We start from the raw sequence: 14,439 nt of genomic DNA, 5'->3' as shown, positions 1-14,439 counted from the left end.
TCAGGCGTTCTCCAGCAACCCATGCAACTCCACGAACTGCTGGGTCAGTTTATGCCGTGGGTCCAGGTGGATCAGTGGCAGGCTCGCCTGGTGAGACTCACGCATGCGCACGGAGCTGCTCAGGTAAACGGGCAGCACCGGCAAGCCTTCGGCGATCAATTCGTCGAGTATCTGCTGGGGCAGGCTGGCGCGGGCCTGGAACTGGTTGACGACAATGCCTTCGATTTCCAGTTCTTCATTGTGATCGTCCTTGAGCTCGGCGATTTCCGACAGCAGGCCATACAGTGCCTGGCGGGAGAAACTGTCACAGTCGAAAGGAATCAATACCCGATCTGCCGCGATCAACGCTGAAACCGCGTAGAAGTTGAGGGCCGGCGGAGTATCCAGATAGATCCGGTCGTAATCCTCGTCCAGCTCTTCGAGCAGCTTGCGTAGCTTGTTGATCTTGTGTTTTGCCTCGAGCTTGGGCTGCAGATCGGTCAGTTCTGCGGTGGCCGTGATGACGTGCAGGTTGTCGAAGGGCGTTTCGTAGATATCGACCCTGTTCTTTTTCGAGAAAGGCCCCGACGACAGGGTCTGCTTGAAGAAATCCGCGATGCCCACGGGAATGTCATCGCCGGTCAAGCCGGTCAGGTATTGAGTGGAGTTGGCCTGGGCATCCAGGTCGACCAATAGCGTGCGATACCCCTCGCTGGCGCTGACCGCCGCCAGATTACAGGCGATGCTGGACTTGCCTACGCCACCTTTCTGATTGAACACCACACGCCGCATGACAAAACCTCCGTGTATCAAAGATTCCCGAGTGTAGTAGCGCAACACACCGCTTCGCTACCTTCCCCATGATCGGATTACGGCGTCGGTGGCTTTTTCAGACAACCGAGCGTCAATTCGCCTGTATATGAAGGAAGCGCCTGACAGACAATCACTTTTTAACCGTCACAATGGCGGTCCCGTGTTGGGTCTGGTTCCTTGATGATTTTGCCTGGACGAAATGTAACCAGTATTTGCTACAAGCCAACCGCACCGGGATAATGCGCGCCACTTGGGTCGCAAGGCCATGCAGGGTTGGACGCGGGTCAAACCACTGAACCGTGACAATAAAAGCCCGCAGGGGTGGGATGAGTCTGTGATCAATTTCAATATCGCCCAATGGCGCGCGTGGGCCCCTGGGCTCGAAAGCGTGGACGATTGGCAGGCATGGAGCCGACAACCGGTCGTGCCGCCCGTCAGCGATGCGGCCCCTGACGTGTCGTTCCTGCCCGCCATGCAACGCCGACGCCTCAGCCGCCTGGCCCGCATGGCCTTCAGTGTCGCCTGGCCGCTGGCCGAGGGGCGACCGGACCTACCGTTGGTCTTTATTTCCCGCCATGGCGAAACCCCGCGCACTTTTGAGATTCTCAAGGACCTGGCCGGGGATCAACCGCTGTCTCCTACCCAGTTCAGCCTGTCGGTGCACAACGCGGTGATTGGCTTGTGGTCGATCATGCGCGGCGAAACCAGCGAGATGACGGCCCTGGCCGCGACGGGCGATGGCCTTGAACACGGCATGCTGGAGGCCGCCGCCTTGCTCGACGAGGGCACGCCAGCGGTGTTGCTGGTCATCACCGAAGAGCAACCGCCCAGCGTCTACGCGCCTTGGGTCGACGACGTACCGTTTCCCTACGCAGTGGGGCTGTTGCTGACCCGTGGCGACGACTGGCAACTGCAATTAGCCAATCCGCCGGCCCCGCTGCCGGTCAGCGACTGGCCCCATGCCCTGGATCTGTTGCGTACGCTGCTGGGCAACCAACTCACCTGCCAACATGCCTGGAAGAATCGTCTATGGACCTGGCAACGCAACCGGTGACCAGTAAACATCGCGACGCCTACTACTGGCGCTTGTTCGCGACCGCCGCAAGCTTCGCTCTCTTCGGGCTGGGTGGGCTGTGCCTGCGGTTGCTGGTGTTTCCGTTGCTCAACGCGCTGCCCGGCGACTCGCAGACCCATCGGCAGCGAGCCCGTAGAACAGTCGGGCGCCTGTTCTGGTTCTTCATTCGATTCATGGCCCGCACCGGTGTGCTCACCTATCAGATCGATGGCGCGGAGAAACTCGGCCGCCCGGGGCAGATGATCATCGCCAACCACCCGTCGCTGATCGACGTGGTGTTCCTGATCGGGCTGGTGCGCGACGCCAACTGCGTGGTCAAGCAAAGCCTGTGGGACAACCCTTTCACCCGTGGCCCACTGCGTTCGACCCAATACATCAGCAACGACGGCAGCATGGACATGCTCGATGCCGCCAGCAACGCCCTGCAGGATGGCCAATGCCTGATTGTTTTTCCCGAAGGCACGCGCACCCAGCCGGGCCAAGCGCCGGCCTTTCATCGAGGCGCCGCCGCCATTGCCCTGCGGGGTGCGAAAATCCTCACACCGGTGACGATCAAGGTCAGCCCCACGACCTTGACCAAGGCCGAGCCCTGGTACCGCATCCCCCTGCGCCGCGTGCACTTCAGTTTTCGCGTCGGTGCCGATATAGACCCACAGGCTTTCGCCGCGCTGGGCCCCGCGCCACAGGCTTCACGCCGGCTTAACGATTATTTGCATCACTATTTCATCAAGGAGCTCGCCGAAGATGAGCGATCTGCACCGTGACATCAAACAACTGATCATCGAGGCCCTCGGCCTGGAGGACATCGGTATCGACGACATCGGCGACGATCAGATCCTGTTCGGCGACGGCCTTGGCCTGGACTCGGTGGATGCCTTGGAGCTTGGCCTGGCGATCCAGAAAAAATATGGCATCAAGATCGACGCCGATGCCAAGGACACCCGTAACCATTTCAGCAACGTGGCAAGCCTTGCGGCCTTCGTCACTGCAAAAAGCGCCTGAGACCGACCATGCAAACTCGTGACGATATTTTCAACACCCTGCGCAATGCCCTGGTCGAGCTCTTCGAGCTGGACCCTGAGCGTGTAACGCTGGAGTCGAACCTGTATCAGGATCTGGAAATCGACAGCATCGATGCAGTCGACCTGATCGACCACATCAAGCGCCAGACCGGCAAGAAAATCGCCGCTGAAGAATTCAAATCGGTGCGCACCGTCAACGATGTAGTCGAGGCGGTCTATCGACTGGTCCAGCCGGCCGCATGAGCCGGCTGATTGGCCTCGGCCTGCTGCTGGCGGGCCTGCTATACCCTTTTGCGGTGTATTTCGGCATGGAGCACTTCGCCCCCTGGCAGTTCGGGCTTCTATTGGGCTGCCTGTGGCTGGCCCGGGCGTTCCTCGGCAAGGCCGGGCCCGGCAAACGCTGGATGGCGGTCACGGCGATCTTTTTTTGCGTGTTGCTCGCGGTATTCGACAGCCCGCTCTTGCTGCGCTGGTATCCGGTGTTGATCAGCGCGTTCATGCTCGCGCTGTTCACGCTGAGCCTGAAGTACGGCCCGCCGATCATCGAGCGTCTGGCCCGCCTGCGCGAACCACGGTTGCCGGCCAAGGCGGTGGTTTATACCCGCCAGGTCACGGTGGCCTGGAGTGTGTTTTTCCTGTGTAACGGTTTGCTCGCCGCCGCCCTGACCCTTTGGGCGCCGCTGAGCTGGTGGATGTTGTACACCGGCCTGATTTCCTACGGATTGATGGGGCTGCTGTTTGCCATTGAATGGCTCATACGACAACGGGTAAGAGGCCGCCCATGAATTGGATAACGCTTGAGCAGATACTGCTCGAGGCCCAGCCAGGCCGCGCGGTAGCGGTCGGGCCGGGACTGGACCACGCGCAACTGCGCACAGACGCGCTCAGCCTGGCCGCCGGATTGCAAGCCCGGGGCATCCGGCGCCTGGCCGTGCATCTGGATGATGCAGCGGACCTGGCGGTTGCCCTGCTCGGCGCCTGGCGCGCCGGCGCGCGCGTGCTGCTGCCCGCTGACCTGCAACCGCAGACCCGCCAGCGCTGGTCGGCCGATGTCGACTTGTGGCTGACCGACCTGCCCGGCGACACCCAACCCAATGACCTGCGACAGGCTCCGCTGGAAGCCGCTGAGCTGGATCTTGATCAATGCTGGCTGGCCCTGTGCACCTCCGGTTCCAGTGGCGAGCCCAAACGCATCGAAAAAACCCTGCGCCAGCTGAGCAATGAAGTCCAGGCGCTGGAGCAGTTGTGGGGTGCCGACCTTGGCCCGGACGCCTGCATGATCGGCAGCGTCGCCGCCCAGCATATCTACGGCTTGCTGTTCCGGGTGCTGTGGCCGCTGTGCGCCGGGCGCACCTTCGTTCGTCGGCAACTGGCCTTCCCGGAGGATATGCAGCGCGCCAGTCGCGAGCATCCGGCGTTTGCCTGGGTCGCGAGCCCGGCGCTGCTCAAGCGCATGGGCGATAACCTCGACTGGCCAGCCTTGGGCAGCGTGCGCCGAGTGTTTTCCTCTGGGGGCGCCTTGCCTGCCGACGCGGCCCAGAGTCTCGAACAACGCCTGGGACAATGGCCGACGGAAATTTTCGGCAGCTCGGAAACCGGCGGCATTGCCTGGCGCCAGGGCGGCGACTTGTGGCAACCGTTCGCCGGTGTCGAGCTGAGCCAGGACAGTGACGGCGCCTTGCTGATCGCCTCGCCTTATTTGCCGGCCGGTCATGTGGAACACACCGCCGACGCGGCGCGGATCGCGGCGGATGGGCGCTTCCAATTGCTCGGCCGCTTGGACCGCATCGTCAAGCTCGAAGAAAAGCGCATCTCGCTGCCCATGCTGGAACAGGCGTTGACGGCCCACGAATGGGTCAGCGATGCACGGCTGGGCGTCGTGCAGGAGAACCGAGCCTCCCTCGGTGCCCTGCTGGCGCTCAGCGAAGCCGGCTTGCTGGCCCTGCGCAATCTGGGCCGGCGGGCCGTGACCCAAGCCCTGCGCCAGCACTTGAGCGGGCACTGTGAAACCTTGGCGCTGCCCCGGCGCTGGCGCTGGCTGCGGCAACTGCCGTTAAACGCACAGGGCAAGCTGCCCCAGGCCGAAGTCGAAGCCGTGTTGATGGCGCCGCGTCCAAAAGCCCCTGAGGTGCTTGAGCAAATTGAAACCGACGGCGAATGGAGCCTGCGCCTGGCGGTGCCCCCCGACCTTGCATACTTCAGCGGCCATTTTCCCACCGCGCCGGTCCTTCCGGGGGTGGTGCAAGTCGATTGGGCCTTGAACCTGGGCCGTCGACTGCTGGACTTGCCGCCCCGGTTCGTCGGCATGGAGGTGCTGAAATTCCAGCAACTGGTGCGACCCGGTGATGAAATCCAGCTGCACCTGCGCTTCGATCGTGAGCGCGGCAAGTTGTACTTTGCCTTTCGCAATGACACAGCGGCGTGCTCCAGTGGGCGGATTGTGTTGGGGGTGGCCGATGACTAACCGCACCGCTGTGCTTCTGTGGCGAGGGGATTTATCCCCGCTCGAGTGCGAAGCGCTCACCATCAGTCTGTGTCGTTGCACAGAATTTGGGGTCGCTGCGCAACCCAGCGGGGATAAATCCCCTCGCCACAGGAAGGTTGTGCACAGTGAAACCGTGGAAGGAGCAGAATATGCATAACCCCTGCGCCGTCATCCCGGTCTACAACCACGAAACCGCCATCGCAACGGTGGTCCACGCATTGCTCGGCAACGGCTTGCCCTGCGTGCTGGTGGACGATGCCAGTAGCGCGGCTTGCGCGGCGGTGCTCGAACAATTGGCTGAAAACGAACGGGTTCACCTGGTGCGGCTGGCCGTCAATCAGGGCAAGGGCGGCGCGGTGATGACCGGGCTGCGGGAGGCCGCGCGCCTGGGTTTCAGTCACGCCTTGCAGGTGGACGCCGACGGGCAGCACGACCTGGGCGACGTACGCACCTTCATCGAACAATCCAGCGCTCATCCCGACGCGCTGATCTGCGGTTACCCCCTGTACGACGCCAGCGTGCCGAAAGGCCGCCTTTACGCACGCTACCTGACCCACGTGATGGTCTGGATCAACAGCCTGTCCCTGCAGATCCGCGATTCGATGTGCGGTTTCCGGGTCTATCCCCTGGCACCGACCCTGGCACTGATCGACTCGGCAAACATCGGCAAACGCATGGATTTCGACTCGGACATCCTCGTGCGCCTGTCCTGGCGCAACCAGCCGATGCGCTGGCTGCGCACGCGGGTCCATTACCCTCTGGACGGGGTCTCGCACTTTCGCCTGTTCCACGACAATGTGCTGATTTCTCGCATGCACACCCGGCTGTTCTTCGGCATGCTGGTGCGCTTGCCGGTGATTCTCTGGCAACGGTGGCGCCCATGAACACTGACCAGCAGCACTGGGCGGATCGCCAGGAGCGCGGTAGTTTCTGGCTGATGAAACTCACCGCGTTTGCCGCCAAGGTGTTGGGCCGTCGGCTGCTGACACCGGTGCTGTACGGCATCGTCCTGTACTTCTTCGTTTTTGGTCGCAGCGCCCGGCAGGCGGCCTGGCAGTATCAGCAGCGCCTCGCCGACTGGAGCGGCCGCCCCGAGTTGCGCCCGACCCACCGTCGAGTCTTTGGGCAATTCATGGCCTTCGCCGACTCCCTGCTGGACAAGCTCGACGTCTGGAACGGCAAGCTAAGCATCGAGCAGATCGAAATCGTCGACCCGGCGCTGCTGCGCAACCATTTGCGCGACACGCGCGGGCAGATGTTGGTCGGCGCACACCTGGGCAACCTGGAAATGTGCCGAGCCCTGGCCGAACTGGGTGAAAAGGTCACCATGAACGTGCTGGTGCATACCAAGCACGCCGAGCAATTCAATCGCTTGCTGGGCGAAGCCGGCGCCACGCACTTGCGGCTGATCCAAGTCAGCGAGCTAAACCCGGTGATCATGCTGCAACTGAGCGAACGCCTGGAGCGCGGCGAGTGGCTGGCGATCGCTGGCGATCGCGTACCGCTGCATGGCGGGCGCAGCGTGACGGTGGACTTCATGGGGTATCCGGCGGCATTCCCGCAAGGCCCCTGGCTGTTGGCCGGCCTGCTGAAATGCCCGGTCAACCTGCTGATGTGTCTCAAGCACGAAGGACACTATCGGGTCACCCTCGAACCGTTCGCCGATGCCGTGGTGTGGAAGCGCAACGAACGCGACCACGTGATTGCCCATTGGGCCGGCTTGTACGCCGAACGCCTGTCGCAATACTGCCTCCAGGGGCCACAACAGTGGTTCAACTTTTACCCTTTCTGGAAGACCGATGACGATGCCCACTCTTGAGCCGGTAACCTTCGGCGAACGCCCCCTGCGCATTGAAGATGTGCTGGCCCTGGCCAACCGTCAGGCGCCGACGCAATTGCAGGATGATCCGACGTTCCGCCAGCGCATTGCCAAGGGTGCGCAGTTCCTCGATTCCCTGCTGGACAAGGAAGGCGTCATCTATGGCGTGACCACCGGCTACGGCGACTCTTGCGTGGTGGCCGTGCCGTTGCACCACGTCGAGGCCCTGCCCCGTCACCTCTACACCTTCCACGGCTGCGGCCTGGGCAAACTGCTCGATGCCCAAGCCACTCGCGCCGTGCTCGCGGCCCGTTTGCAGTCGCTGTGCCACGGTGTGTCGGGGGTGCGGGTGGAACTGCTGGAACGGCTCCAGGCCTTCCTCAAGCACGACATCCTGCCGCTGATTCCGGAAGAAGGTTCGGTGGGCGCCAGTGGCGATTTGACTCCGCTGTCCTACGTCGCCGCTACGTTGTCCGGTGAACGGGAAGTCATGTTCCGTGGCGAACGCCGCCTGGCCGCCGACGTGCACCGCGAGCTGGGCTGGACGCCGCTGGTGCTGCGGCCAAAGGAAGCCTTGGCGCTGATGAACGGCACCGCCGTGATGACCGGCCTGGCCTGCCTGGCCTTTGCCCGCGCCGACTACCTGCTGCAACTGGCGACCCGCATCACCGCGCTGAACGTGGTCGCCCTGCAAGGCAATCCGGAACACTTCGACGAACGCCTGTTCGCCGCCAAGCCGCACCCGGGGCAGATGCAGGTCGCCGCGTGGCTGCGCAAGGACCTGGCCATCGACGCCCCGACCGCGCCGTTGCATCGTCTGCAAGATCGCTACTCCCTGCGCTGCGCCCCGCATGTGCTCGGGGTATTGGCCGACAGCCTGGGCTGGCTGCGCGGGTTCATCGAAACCGAACTCAACAGCGCCAACGACAATCCGATCATCGACGCCGAAGCCGAGCGCGTGCTCCACGGCGGGCACTTCTACGGTGGGCACATCGCCTTCGCCATGGACAGCCTGAAGAATCTGGTGGCCAACGTCGCCGATCTGCTGGATCGCCAGCTCGCCCTGCTGGTGGACGAGCGATACAACCATGGCCTGCCTAGCAACCTGTCCGGCGCCAGCGCCGAGCGGGCGATGCTCAACCACGGCTTCAAGGCCGTGCAGATCGGCACCAGCGCCTGGACCGCCGAAGCCCTGAAAAACACGATGCCGGCCAGCGTGTTCTCGCGCTCTACCGAGTGCCACAACCAAGACAAGGTGAGCATGGGCACCATCGCTGCCCGAGACGCGATCCGCGTGCTGGAGCTGACCGAACAGGTCGCCGCCGCCACCTTGTTGGCCGCCAACCAGGGCGTCTGGCTGCGCAGCCGCGCCGAAGACGCACGACCGCTGCCACCGGCCCTGGCCACGATGCACGAGCAACTGACCGAGGATTTCCCGCCGGTCATTGAAGACCGCGCCCTGGAAGGCGAACTGCGCCTGTGCCTGCAACGCATTGCCGAACAACACTGGAGGCTGCATGCGTAGCCAAGGCGTTCTGCACGTCGACACCCAGATCGTGGTGCCGTTTTTTGACGTCGACTCGATGAACGTGGTCTGGCACGGCCACTACGTCAAATACCTGGAAGTGGCCCGCTGTGCCCTGCTCGACCTGATCGGCCACAACTACAACGACATGCTCGAATCGGGGCATGCGTGGCCGGTGATCGACCTGCAGTTGCGCTACGTACGCGGTGCCGTGTTCGGCCAGACCCTGACCGTGCGCGCCAGTCTGGTGGAGTGGGAAAACCGGCTGAAGATCAACTACCTGATCAGTGACGCCGCAACCGGCGAACGCTTCACCCGCGCCAGTTCCGTGCAAGTGGCCGTGGACATGGCCACTCGCGAGATGCTGCTGGCCTCGCCTCGGGTGTTTGTCGAAGCGGTCGAGAGGAAACTGTCATGAAGCGCCTGCTCACCTGGCTGCTGCTGTGCAGCCTGTCGCCGCTGGCCCAGGCGTTCGACCTGCAGCAATTGAGCGATCAACTGGCGCGCCCGGACGTGATCCACGGCCAGTTCATCCAGGAAAAACACCTGCGCGCCCTGCCCCAGCCCCTCGTCAGCAAGGGCCGCTTCGTGCTGGCGAAAAACCAGGGCCTGCTGTGGCTGCTGCAAACGCCGCTGCAACAGGACTATCGCATCACCGCCAAAGGCATAGCCCGGCGGGACGGCAGCACCTGGCAGATACTGCCGAACAAAAGCGCCGGCGCCCAGCAGAACCGGTTGTTCCTGGCGGTGTTGCAGGGCGACAGCAGTGGCTTGCAGCGTGACTTTGAACTGAACCTGTCGGGGGAGCCGCAACAATGGAGACTCACCCTGACCCCACGCTCGGCGCTGCTCAAGCAGGTCTTCCACCAGATCAACATTGACGGCGGCCAATTGGTCCAGCGCATTGAACTGCTGGAAGCCCAAGGCGACAGTACCGTCCTGCTTATGCGCGAGAGCACCAGCACGCAACCCTTGAGCGAAGCGGAGCAACATGACTTTTCCGAGTGAACGGAGGCTGCCGTGGCTGTTCTTGATCCTGCTGCTGGCAGTGCTGGCGCTCGCCGGTTGGCAATGGCGCAACGGTGCGCCGTTGTCGGCGAACCTGATGGAACTGGTGCCGGGCACATCGCCGGATGCGCTGGAGCTGATCGCTGAACAACGCATGCAGGAACCACTGAACCGCGAAGTGTTGGTGCTCGTCGGCCACGCCGACCGCCAGCAAGCCATCGCCCTGGCCCGCAGCCTGGGCGAGCAATGGCAGGCCAGCGGCCTGTTCGACAAGGTCCAGTGGACGCTTGAAGCCGACCTGCCTGCGCTGCGCAGGCAATTGCTCGACGGCCGGCTGGCCATGCTGTCGGCAACTGATCGGCAACAGTTGATCGACCAGCCCGAGGCATTTATCCAGCAACGGGTGCAAGCGCTGTTCGACCCGTTCAGTGGCTTCAGCCTGGTGCCGAGCCAGGACGACTGGCTAGGCCTGACCGGGCGCATCCAGAACAGCCAGCCCCAGCGCGGCGCCATCGAGCTGGACGTCGGCAGCGGTGCGCTGGTTGCCGAAGCCGACGGCAAGCATTGGGTCATGTTGCGGGCACGCACCCAGGGCAATGCCTTCGACATGAACCTGCCCCTGCAGGTGGCCGAGCTGCTGCAACGCAGCCGCGAGCACGCGAGCCAGGCCCAGGGCAATCTCTTGGCGGCCAGCGGCCTGCTTTACGCCGCCAGCGGACAGCAACAGGCCTCGCGGGAAATCACTTGGGTCGGCGGCGGCGCAACGGTGGGCATCCTGTTGTTGTTGTTGCTGGCCTTCCGCCGCTTTGCCGTGTGGCTGGCGTTCGTGCCGGTGCTGGTGGGCATGTTGTTCGGCGCGGTGGCCTGCGTGGCGGTGTTCGGTCGCATGCACGTCATGACCCTGGTCTTGGGTTCGAGCTTGATCGGCGTCGCCGTGGATTACCCACTGCATTATCTGTCCAAGAGCTGGAGCCTCAAGCCGTGGCGCAGCTGGCCGGCGCTGCGCTTGACCCTGCCGGGCCTGAGCCTGAGCCTGGCGACCACCTGCATCGGCTACCTCGCACTGGCCTGGACACCTTTCCCGGCCCTGACCCAGATCGCCATCTTCTCCGCCGCAGGCCTGGTCGGCGCCTACCTGACGGCGGTCTGCCTGTTGCCGGCGTTGCTCAAGCGGGCGGACTTGCGTCCCGCACAGTGGCCGCTGCGGGTGTGCGAAGCCATGCTCCAGTGCCGAGAAGCGCTGCTGGCCCGGGTGCGCACGCCCGTCCTGTTGGCGTTGCTGTTGGCCTTCTGTGGCGGTGGCCTATGGCAACTGAGCAGCAAGAACGACATCCGCCAGTGGATCGGCACGCCCCAGCACCTGACCGACGAAGCCCGCGATGTGGCTCGCATCACCGGTTTCCAGCCCACCAGCCAGTTTTTCCTGATCCGTGCCGACGACCAAGCGCAACTGCTGGAGCGCCAGACCGCCCTCAACGAGCGGCTGGACCAGTTGATCGGCTTGGAAAAACTCCAGGGCTACCTGTCCCTCAATCAACTGGTCAGCCCGCCCGCCGAGCAACAAAAAATCCGTGAGGCCCTGGCCCGGTTGCCGGCGTTCTGGCAGCCATTGCTGGACGTCGGCGTGCCGGTTGCCGCGTTGCAAGCGCAGTTGCAGCAATTGCAGGCCCTGCCAGTGACCGACATCGACGCCGCGCTGACCGGCCCGCTCGCAGAACCCTATCGCACCCTCTGGCTCGGCCCGACAGCGCAAGGCGTGGCGGCGGTGGTCAGCCTGCAAGGCTTGAACGATGCCGCGTTGCTGCGGGTGCAGGCGGTTGACTTGCCCGGCGTGCAATTGGTCGATCGCCTGGGTGACCTCAATCGCGTCTTTGCCGCCACGCAGGTCAGCGCCGCCGAATTGAAACTGGCCTCCTGCGTGCTGATCGTCCTGGTGCTGATCTGGCCGTTCGGGGCTGGCGGCGCGTTGCGCGTTGTCGCCCTGCCGCTCCTGGCAGCGCTGTGCAGTCTGGCGAGCCTCGGCTGGCTGGGACAGCCGCTGACGCTGTTCAGCCTGTTCGGCCTGTTGCTGGTGACCGCCATCGGCGTCGACTACGCGATCCTGATGCGTGAGCAGATTGGCGGAGCCGCCGTGAGCCTGCTGGGTACGCTGCTGGCGGCGATCACCACCTGGCTGTCGTTCGGCCTGCTGGCGCTTTCCAGCACACCGGCGGTGAGTAATTTCGGCCTGGCGGTAAGCCTCGGATTGGCGTTCAGCTTCCTGCTTGCACCGTGGGCCGGGCGTCAACCCCATGGGTCCAGCGCTGCGGAGCCGGTCCAATGATGACGGCGCTGTTCTGGGTCATGGCCCTGGCGCTGTTCGCCGTGGCGACGCTGGCCGGGCGACGCTTCGGGCTGATCCCCATCGTCAGCCAATTGCTGCTGGCGACGTTCGGCCTGCCCTTGTTGATGTATGGCTGGATCGAGCCGGGCTGGCACCTCAGCGGTGCGCAACTGGTCGAGCCCGTGTGGTTGAAGAATCTCTACAGCCTCGCCTTCGCCCTGTTGCTGGGGCATATCCTCAGCGATGTGATCGACCTGCGCCTGGACCGCCAGAGCGTGAAGATTGCCCTGCCAAGCTTTGGCGTACCGTTTGCCTGTGGCTTGGCGACCGCGTTCTGGCTGCTGCCACCCCAGCCCTGGATCAGCTCGCTGGCGGTGGGGCTGCTGTTCGCGATCACGGCGATACCGGTGCTGTACCTGTACCTGCGCCATATCGCCTACCCGCCCGCCGCCACTCGCCGATTGGTACAGACGGCCATCCTGATCGACCTGATCTGCTGGAGCCTGTTCGCCCTGGCCCAGGGCAGCCTGCACCTGGGCAACCTGTTGCTGCCGCTGGCCGGTGCCTGCCTGCCGATGCTGCTGCGATTGGCGGGCCTGCGCCAACCGTTGCTGCACAGCGGCCTGTTCTTCGCCCTGCTGGTGGTGGCCGAACATTACCGACTCAATGCGCTCATCGTCGGCATCGGCTACCTGCTGTGCATGGCCGCGCTCAAGGTGCCGCTGGTATTGCCCCTCGGCACCGAGTGGATGAACAGGTTGCAGACCTACCTGGCCATCCCGTTGATCCTGACGTTCGGTATCGTGCAGATCAACGTGCACAGCGCGATGGACAGCCTCGGCTGGGCCCAGCTGGGGGCGTTGCTGCTGTTGCCCATTGCCAGCAAACTGCTGGGCAACTGGCTTGGGCTCGGCTGGGCCGGGGCGTCCTTCGCCGGCGCCAGCCGCGTGCGGGAAAGTATCTTGCTGAATATTCGCGGCTTGAGTGAAATCGTCTTCCTCAATCTGCTGCTGCAACAACAACTCATCAGCCACGCGCTGTACTTCGCGCTGATGCTGATGGGTTTGATCGCGACTTTGCTGCCGGCCCTGGCCGGTTTTCACCGTATTCCTTCGCACGCCGTCCCGGCCAGGAGCCCCAGTGTCAACAGTTGAAATGGAACGTCGACAGGTCGTCATCATTGGCGCAGGCCCTTCCGGCGCCATCGCCGCCGCGCTGCTCAAGCGCAAGGGGCATGATGTGCTGGTCATCGAGCGCCAGCATTTCCCGCGGTTCTCCATCGGCGAGAGCCTGTTGTCCCACTGTCTGGATTTTGTCGAAGAAGCCGGCATGCTCGACGCGGTCAATGCCGCTGGGTTCCAGCGCAAGAACGGCGCTGCATTCGCCTGGGGCGAGCGCTACAGCGCCTTCGATTTCGGCGACACTTTCAGCGAGGGCAAGCCCACTACGTTCCAGGTCCAGCGCGCCGACTTCGACAAGTTGCTGGCCGACCAGGCGGCCCTGCAAGGGGTGGAAATTCGCTACGGCCAGGCCATTGCCAACGTTGATTTCAGCCTCGCCAGGCCGCAACTGGGCGTGCAGCGCGAGGATGGCAGCGAGTACCGGGTCGAGGCGGATTTCGTCCTTGACGCCAGTGGCTATGGCCGGGTCCTGCCGCGCCTGCTGGACCTTGAGGCGCCGTCCAATTTCCCGGTGCGCCAGGCCGTGTTCACTCACATCGAGGACCGCATCGACAGCCCGGTATTCGATCGCGAGAAGATCCTCATCACCACCCATCCGACGAAACGCGACGTGTGGTTCTGGACCATCCCCTTCAGCGATGGGCGTTGCTCGGTGGGCGTGGTCGCGGCAGCGGAACATTTCGCGGGCCGCACCAATGACCTCGATGCCTGCCTGCGCGGCTTTATCGACGAGACCCCAAGCCTGTCCGGCGTGCTGGCCAATGCTGCGTGGGATACTCCGGCGCGGACCATCGGTGGCTACTCGGCCAACGTGAAGACCCTGCACGGCCCTGGCTTTGCCCTGCTGGGCAACGCCGCGGAATTCCTCGATCCGGTGTTTTCTTCCGGCGTGACCATCGCCATGCGCTCGGCGAGCATGGCCGCCGGCGTGCTGCATCGTCAGTTGCAAGGCGAGCAGGTGGATTGGCAGGGCGAATTCGCCGAGCCACTGAAACGCGGCGTCGACACGTTCCGCTGCTACGTCGAAGGCTGGTATGCCGGCACGTTCCAGGACGTGATCTACTACACCGAAGGCTCCGCCGACATCCGCCGGATGATCAGTTCGATCCTCGCCGGCTATGCCTGGGATCAACGCAACCCGTTCGTCAGCGAACCCAAGCGGCGCCTGCGCGTGCTCTCGGAAATCTGCGCGAGCCCAGCGCCATGAGC

15 protein-coding genes are annotated in these 14,439 nt (G+C 63.8%); 14 read left to right on the top strand and 1 reads right to left on the bottom strand.

The features are described from left to right. Positions 1–771 carry a ParA family protein gene (locus J3P76_RS02235; protein WP_434561032.1) on the bottom strand — a complete coding sequence of 257 codons (771 nt, stop codon included), beginning with the start codon at positions 769–771 and terminating at the stop codon, positions 1–3. 355 nt (positions 772–1,126) lie between these two features. On the opposite strand from J3P76_RS02235, the gene J3P76_RS02230 reads away from it, so the two are divergent. From J3P76_RS02230 to J3P76_RS02165, 14 genes are all read left to right on the top strand, one after another. Beyond that, positions 1,127–1,846 (top strand): beta-ketoacyl synthase chain length factor, encoded by a 720-nt coding sequence (locus tag J3P76_RS02230; protein WP_420767086.1) that lies wholly within the window; start codon positions 1,127–1,129, stop codon positions 1,844–1,846. After that, on the top strand, positions 1,822–2,631 hold the full coding sequence (locus J3P76_RS02225) for a lysophospholipid acyltransferase family protein (RefSeq protein WP_434608168.1): 810 nt from the start codon (positions 1,822–1,824) through the stop codon (positions 2,629–2,631). Before J3P76_RS02230 ends, J3P76_RS02225 begins: the two co-directional genes overlap by 25 nt. Then, complete coding sequence (locus J3P76_RS02220) at positions 2,612–2,869, top strand: phosphopantetheine-binding protein (RefSeq protein ID WP_420767084.1); 258 nt, start codon at positions 2,612–2,614, stop codon at positions 2,867–2,869. The genes J3P76_RS02225 and J3P76_RS02220 overlap by 20 nt, the downstream gene beginning before the upstream one ends. An 8-nt stretch (positions 2,870–2,877) precedes the next feature. Further along, positions 2,878–3,132 (top strand): acyl carrier protein, encoded by a 255-nt coding sequence (locus J3P76_RS02215; protein ID WP_264427453.1) that lies wholly within the window; start codon positions 2,878–2,880, stop codon positions 3,130–3,132. Next, on the top strand, positions 3,129–3,674 hold the full coding sequence (locus J3P76_RS02210) for a hypothetical protein (protein ID WP_420767083.1): 546 nt from the start codon (positions 3,129–3,131) through the stop codon (positions 3,672–3,674). The genes J3P76_RS02215 and J3P76_RS02210 overlap by 4 nt, the downstream gene beginning before the upstream one ends. Further along, positions 3,671–5,353 (top strand): AMP-binding protein, encoded by a 1,683-nt coding sequence (locus J3P76_RS02205; protein WP_434627967.1) that lies wholly within the window; start codon positions 3,671–3,673, stop codon positions 5,351–5,353. The genes J3P76_RS02210 and J3P76_RS02205 overlap by 4 nt, the downstream gene beginning before the upstream one ends. A 170-nt stretch (positions 5,354–5,523) precedes the next feature. Further along, positions 5,524–6,258 carry a glycosyltransferase family 2 protein gene (locus J3P76_RS02200; RefSeq protein WP_434608173.1) on the top strand — a complete coding sequence of 245 codons (735 nt, stop codon included), beginning with the start codon at positions 5,524–5,526 and terminating at the stop codon, positions 6,256–6,258. Beyond that, complete coding sequence (locus tag J3P76_RS02195) at positions 6,255–7,193, top strand: glycosyl transferase (RefSeq protein WP_434608175.1); 939 nt, start codon at positions 6,255–6,257, stop codon at positions 7,191–7,193. Before J3P76_RS02200 ends, J3P76_RS02195 begins: the two co-directional genes overlap by 4 nt. Beyond that, a complete protein-coding gene (locus tag J3P76_RS02190) occupies positions 7,174–8,718 on the top strand; it encodes an HAL/PAL/TAL family ammonia-lyase (RefSeq protein ID WP_420767079.1) in 1,545 nt (514 codons plus the stop codon). The genes J3P76_RS02195 and J3P76_RS02190 overlap by 20 nt, the downstream gene beginning before the upstream one ends. After that, on the top strand, positions 8,711–9,136 hold the full coding sequence (locus J3P76_RS02185; protein WP_030140957.1) for an acyl-CoA thioesterase: 426 nt from the start codon (positions 8,711–8,713) through the stop codon (positions 9,134–9,136). The genes J3P76_RS02190 and J3P76_RS02185 overlap by 8 nt, the downstream gene beginning before the upstream one ends. Then, positions 9,133–9,726 (top strand): outer membrane lipoprotein carrier protein LolA, encoded by a 594-nt coding sequence (locus J3P76_RS02180; protein ID WP_434608177.1) that lies wholly within the window; start codon positions 9,133–9,135, stop codon positions 9,724–9,726. The genes J3P76_RS02185 and J3P76_RS02180 overlap by 4 nt, the downstream gene beginning before the upstream one ends. Then, entirely contained in the window at positions 9,710–12,049 is a 2,340-nt protein-coding gene (locus J3P76_RS02175) for an MMPL family transporter (protein ID WP_434608179.1), read from the top strand. The genes J3P76_RS02180 and J3P76_RS02175 overlap by 17 nt, the downstream gene beginning before the upstream one ends. Continuing rightward, positions 12,046–13,203, top strand: coding sequence for a sodium:proton antiporter (locus J3P76_RS02170; RefSeq protein ID WP_434701452.1), 1,158 nt, complete (start codon positions 12,046–12,048; stop codon positions 13,201–13,203). Before J3P76_RS02175 ends, J3P76_RS02170 begins: the two co-directional genes overlap by 4 nt. Continuing rightward, entirely contained in the window at positions 13,190–14,437 is a 1,248-nt protein-coding gene (locus J3P76_RS02165) for an NAD(P)/FAD-dependent oxidoreductase (RefSeq protein WP_434561048.1), read from the top strand. Before J3P76_RS02170 ends, J3P76_RS02165 begins: the two co-directional genes overlap by 14 nt. Positions 14,438–14,439 lie beyond the last annotated feature (2 nt).

Origin of the sequence: Pseudomonas sp. D1-36, from assembly GCF_051132205.1 — a bacterium.
Lineage (GTDB): Bacteria > Pseudomonadota > Gammaproteobacteria > Pseudomonadales > Pseudomonadaceae > Aquipseudomonas.
Note: the sequence above shows the minus strand (reverse complement) of the source record. Positions and strands in the feature narration are given on the sequence as shown.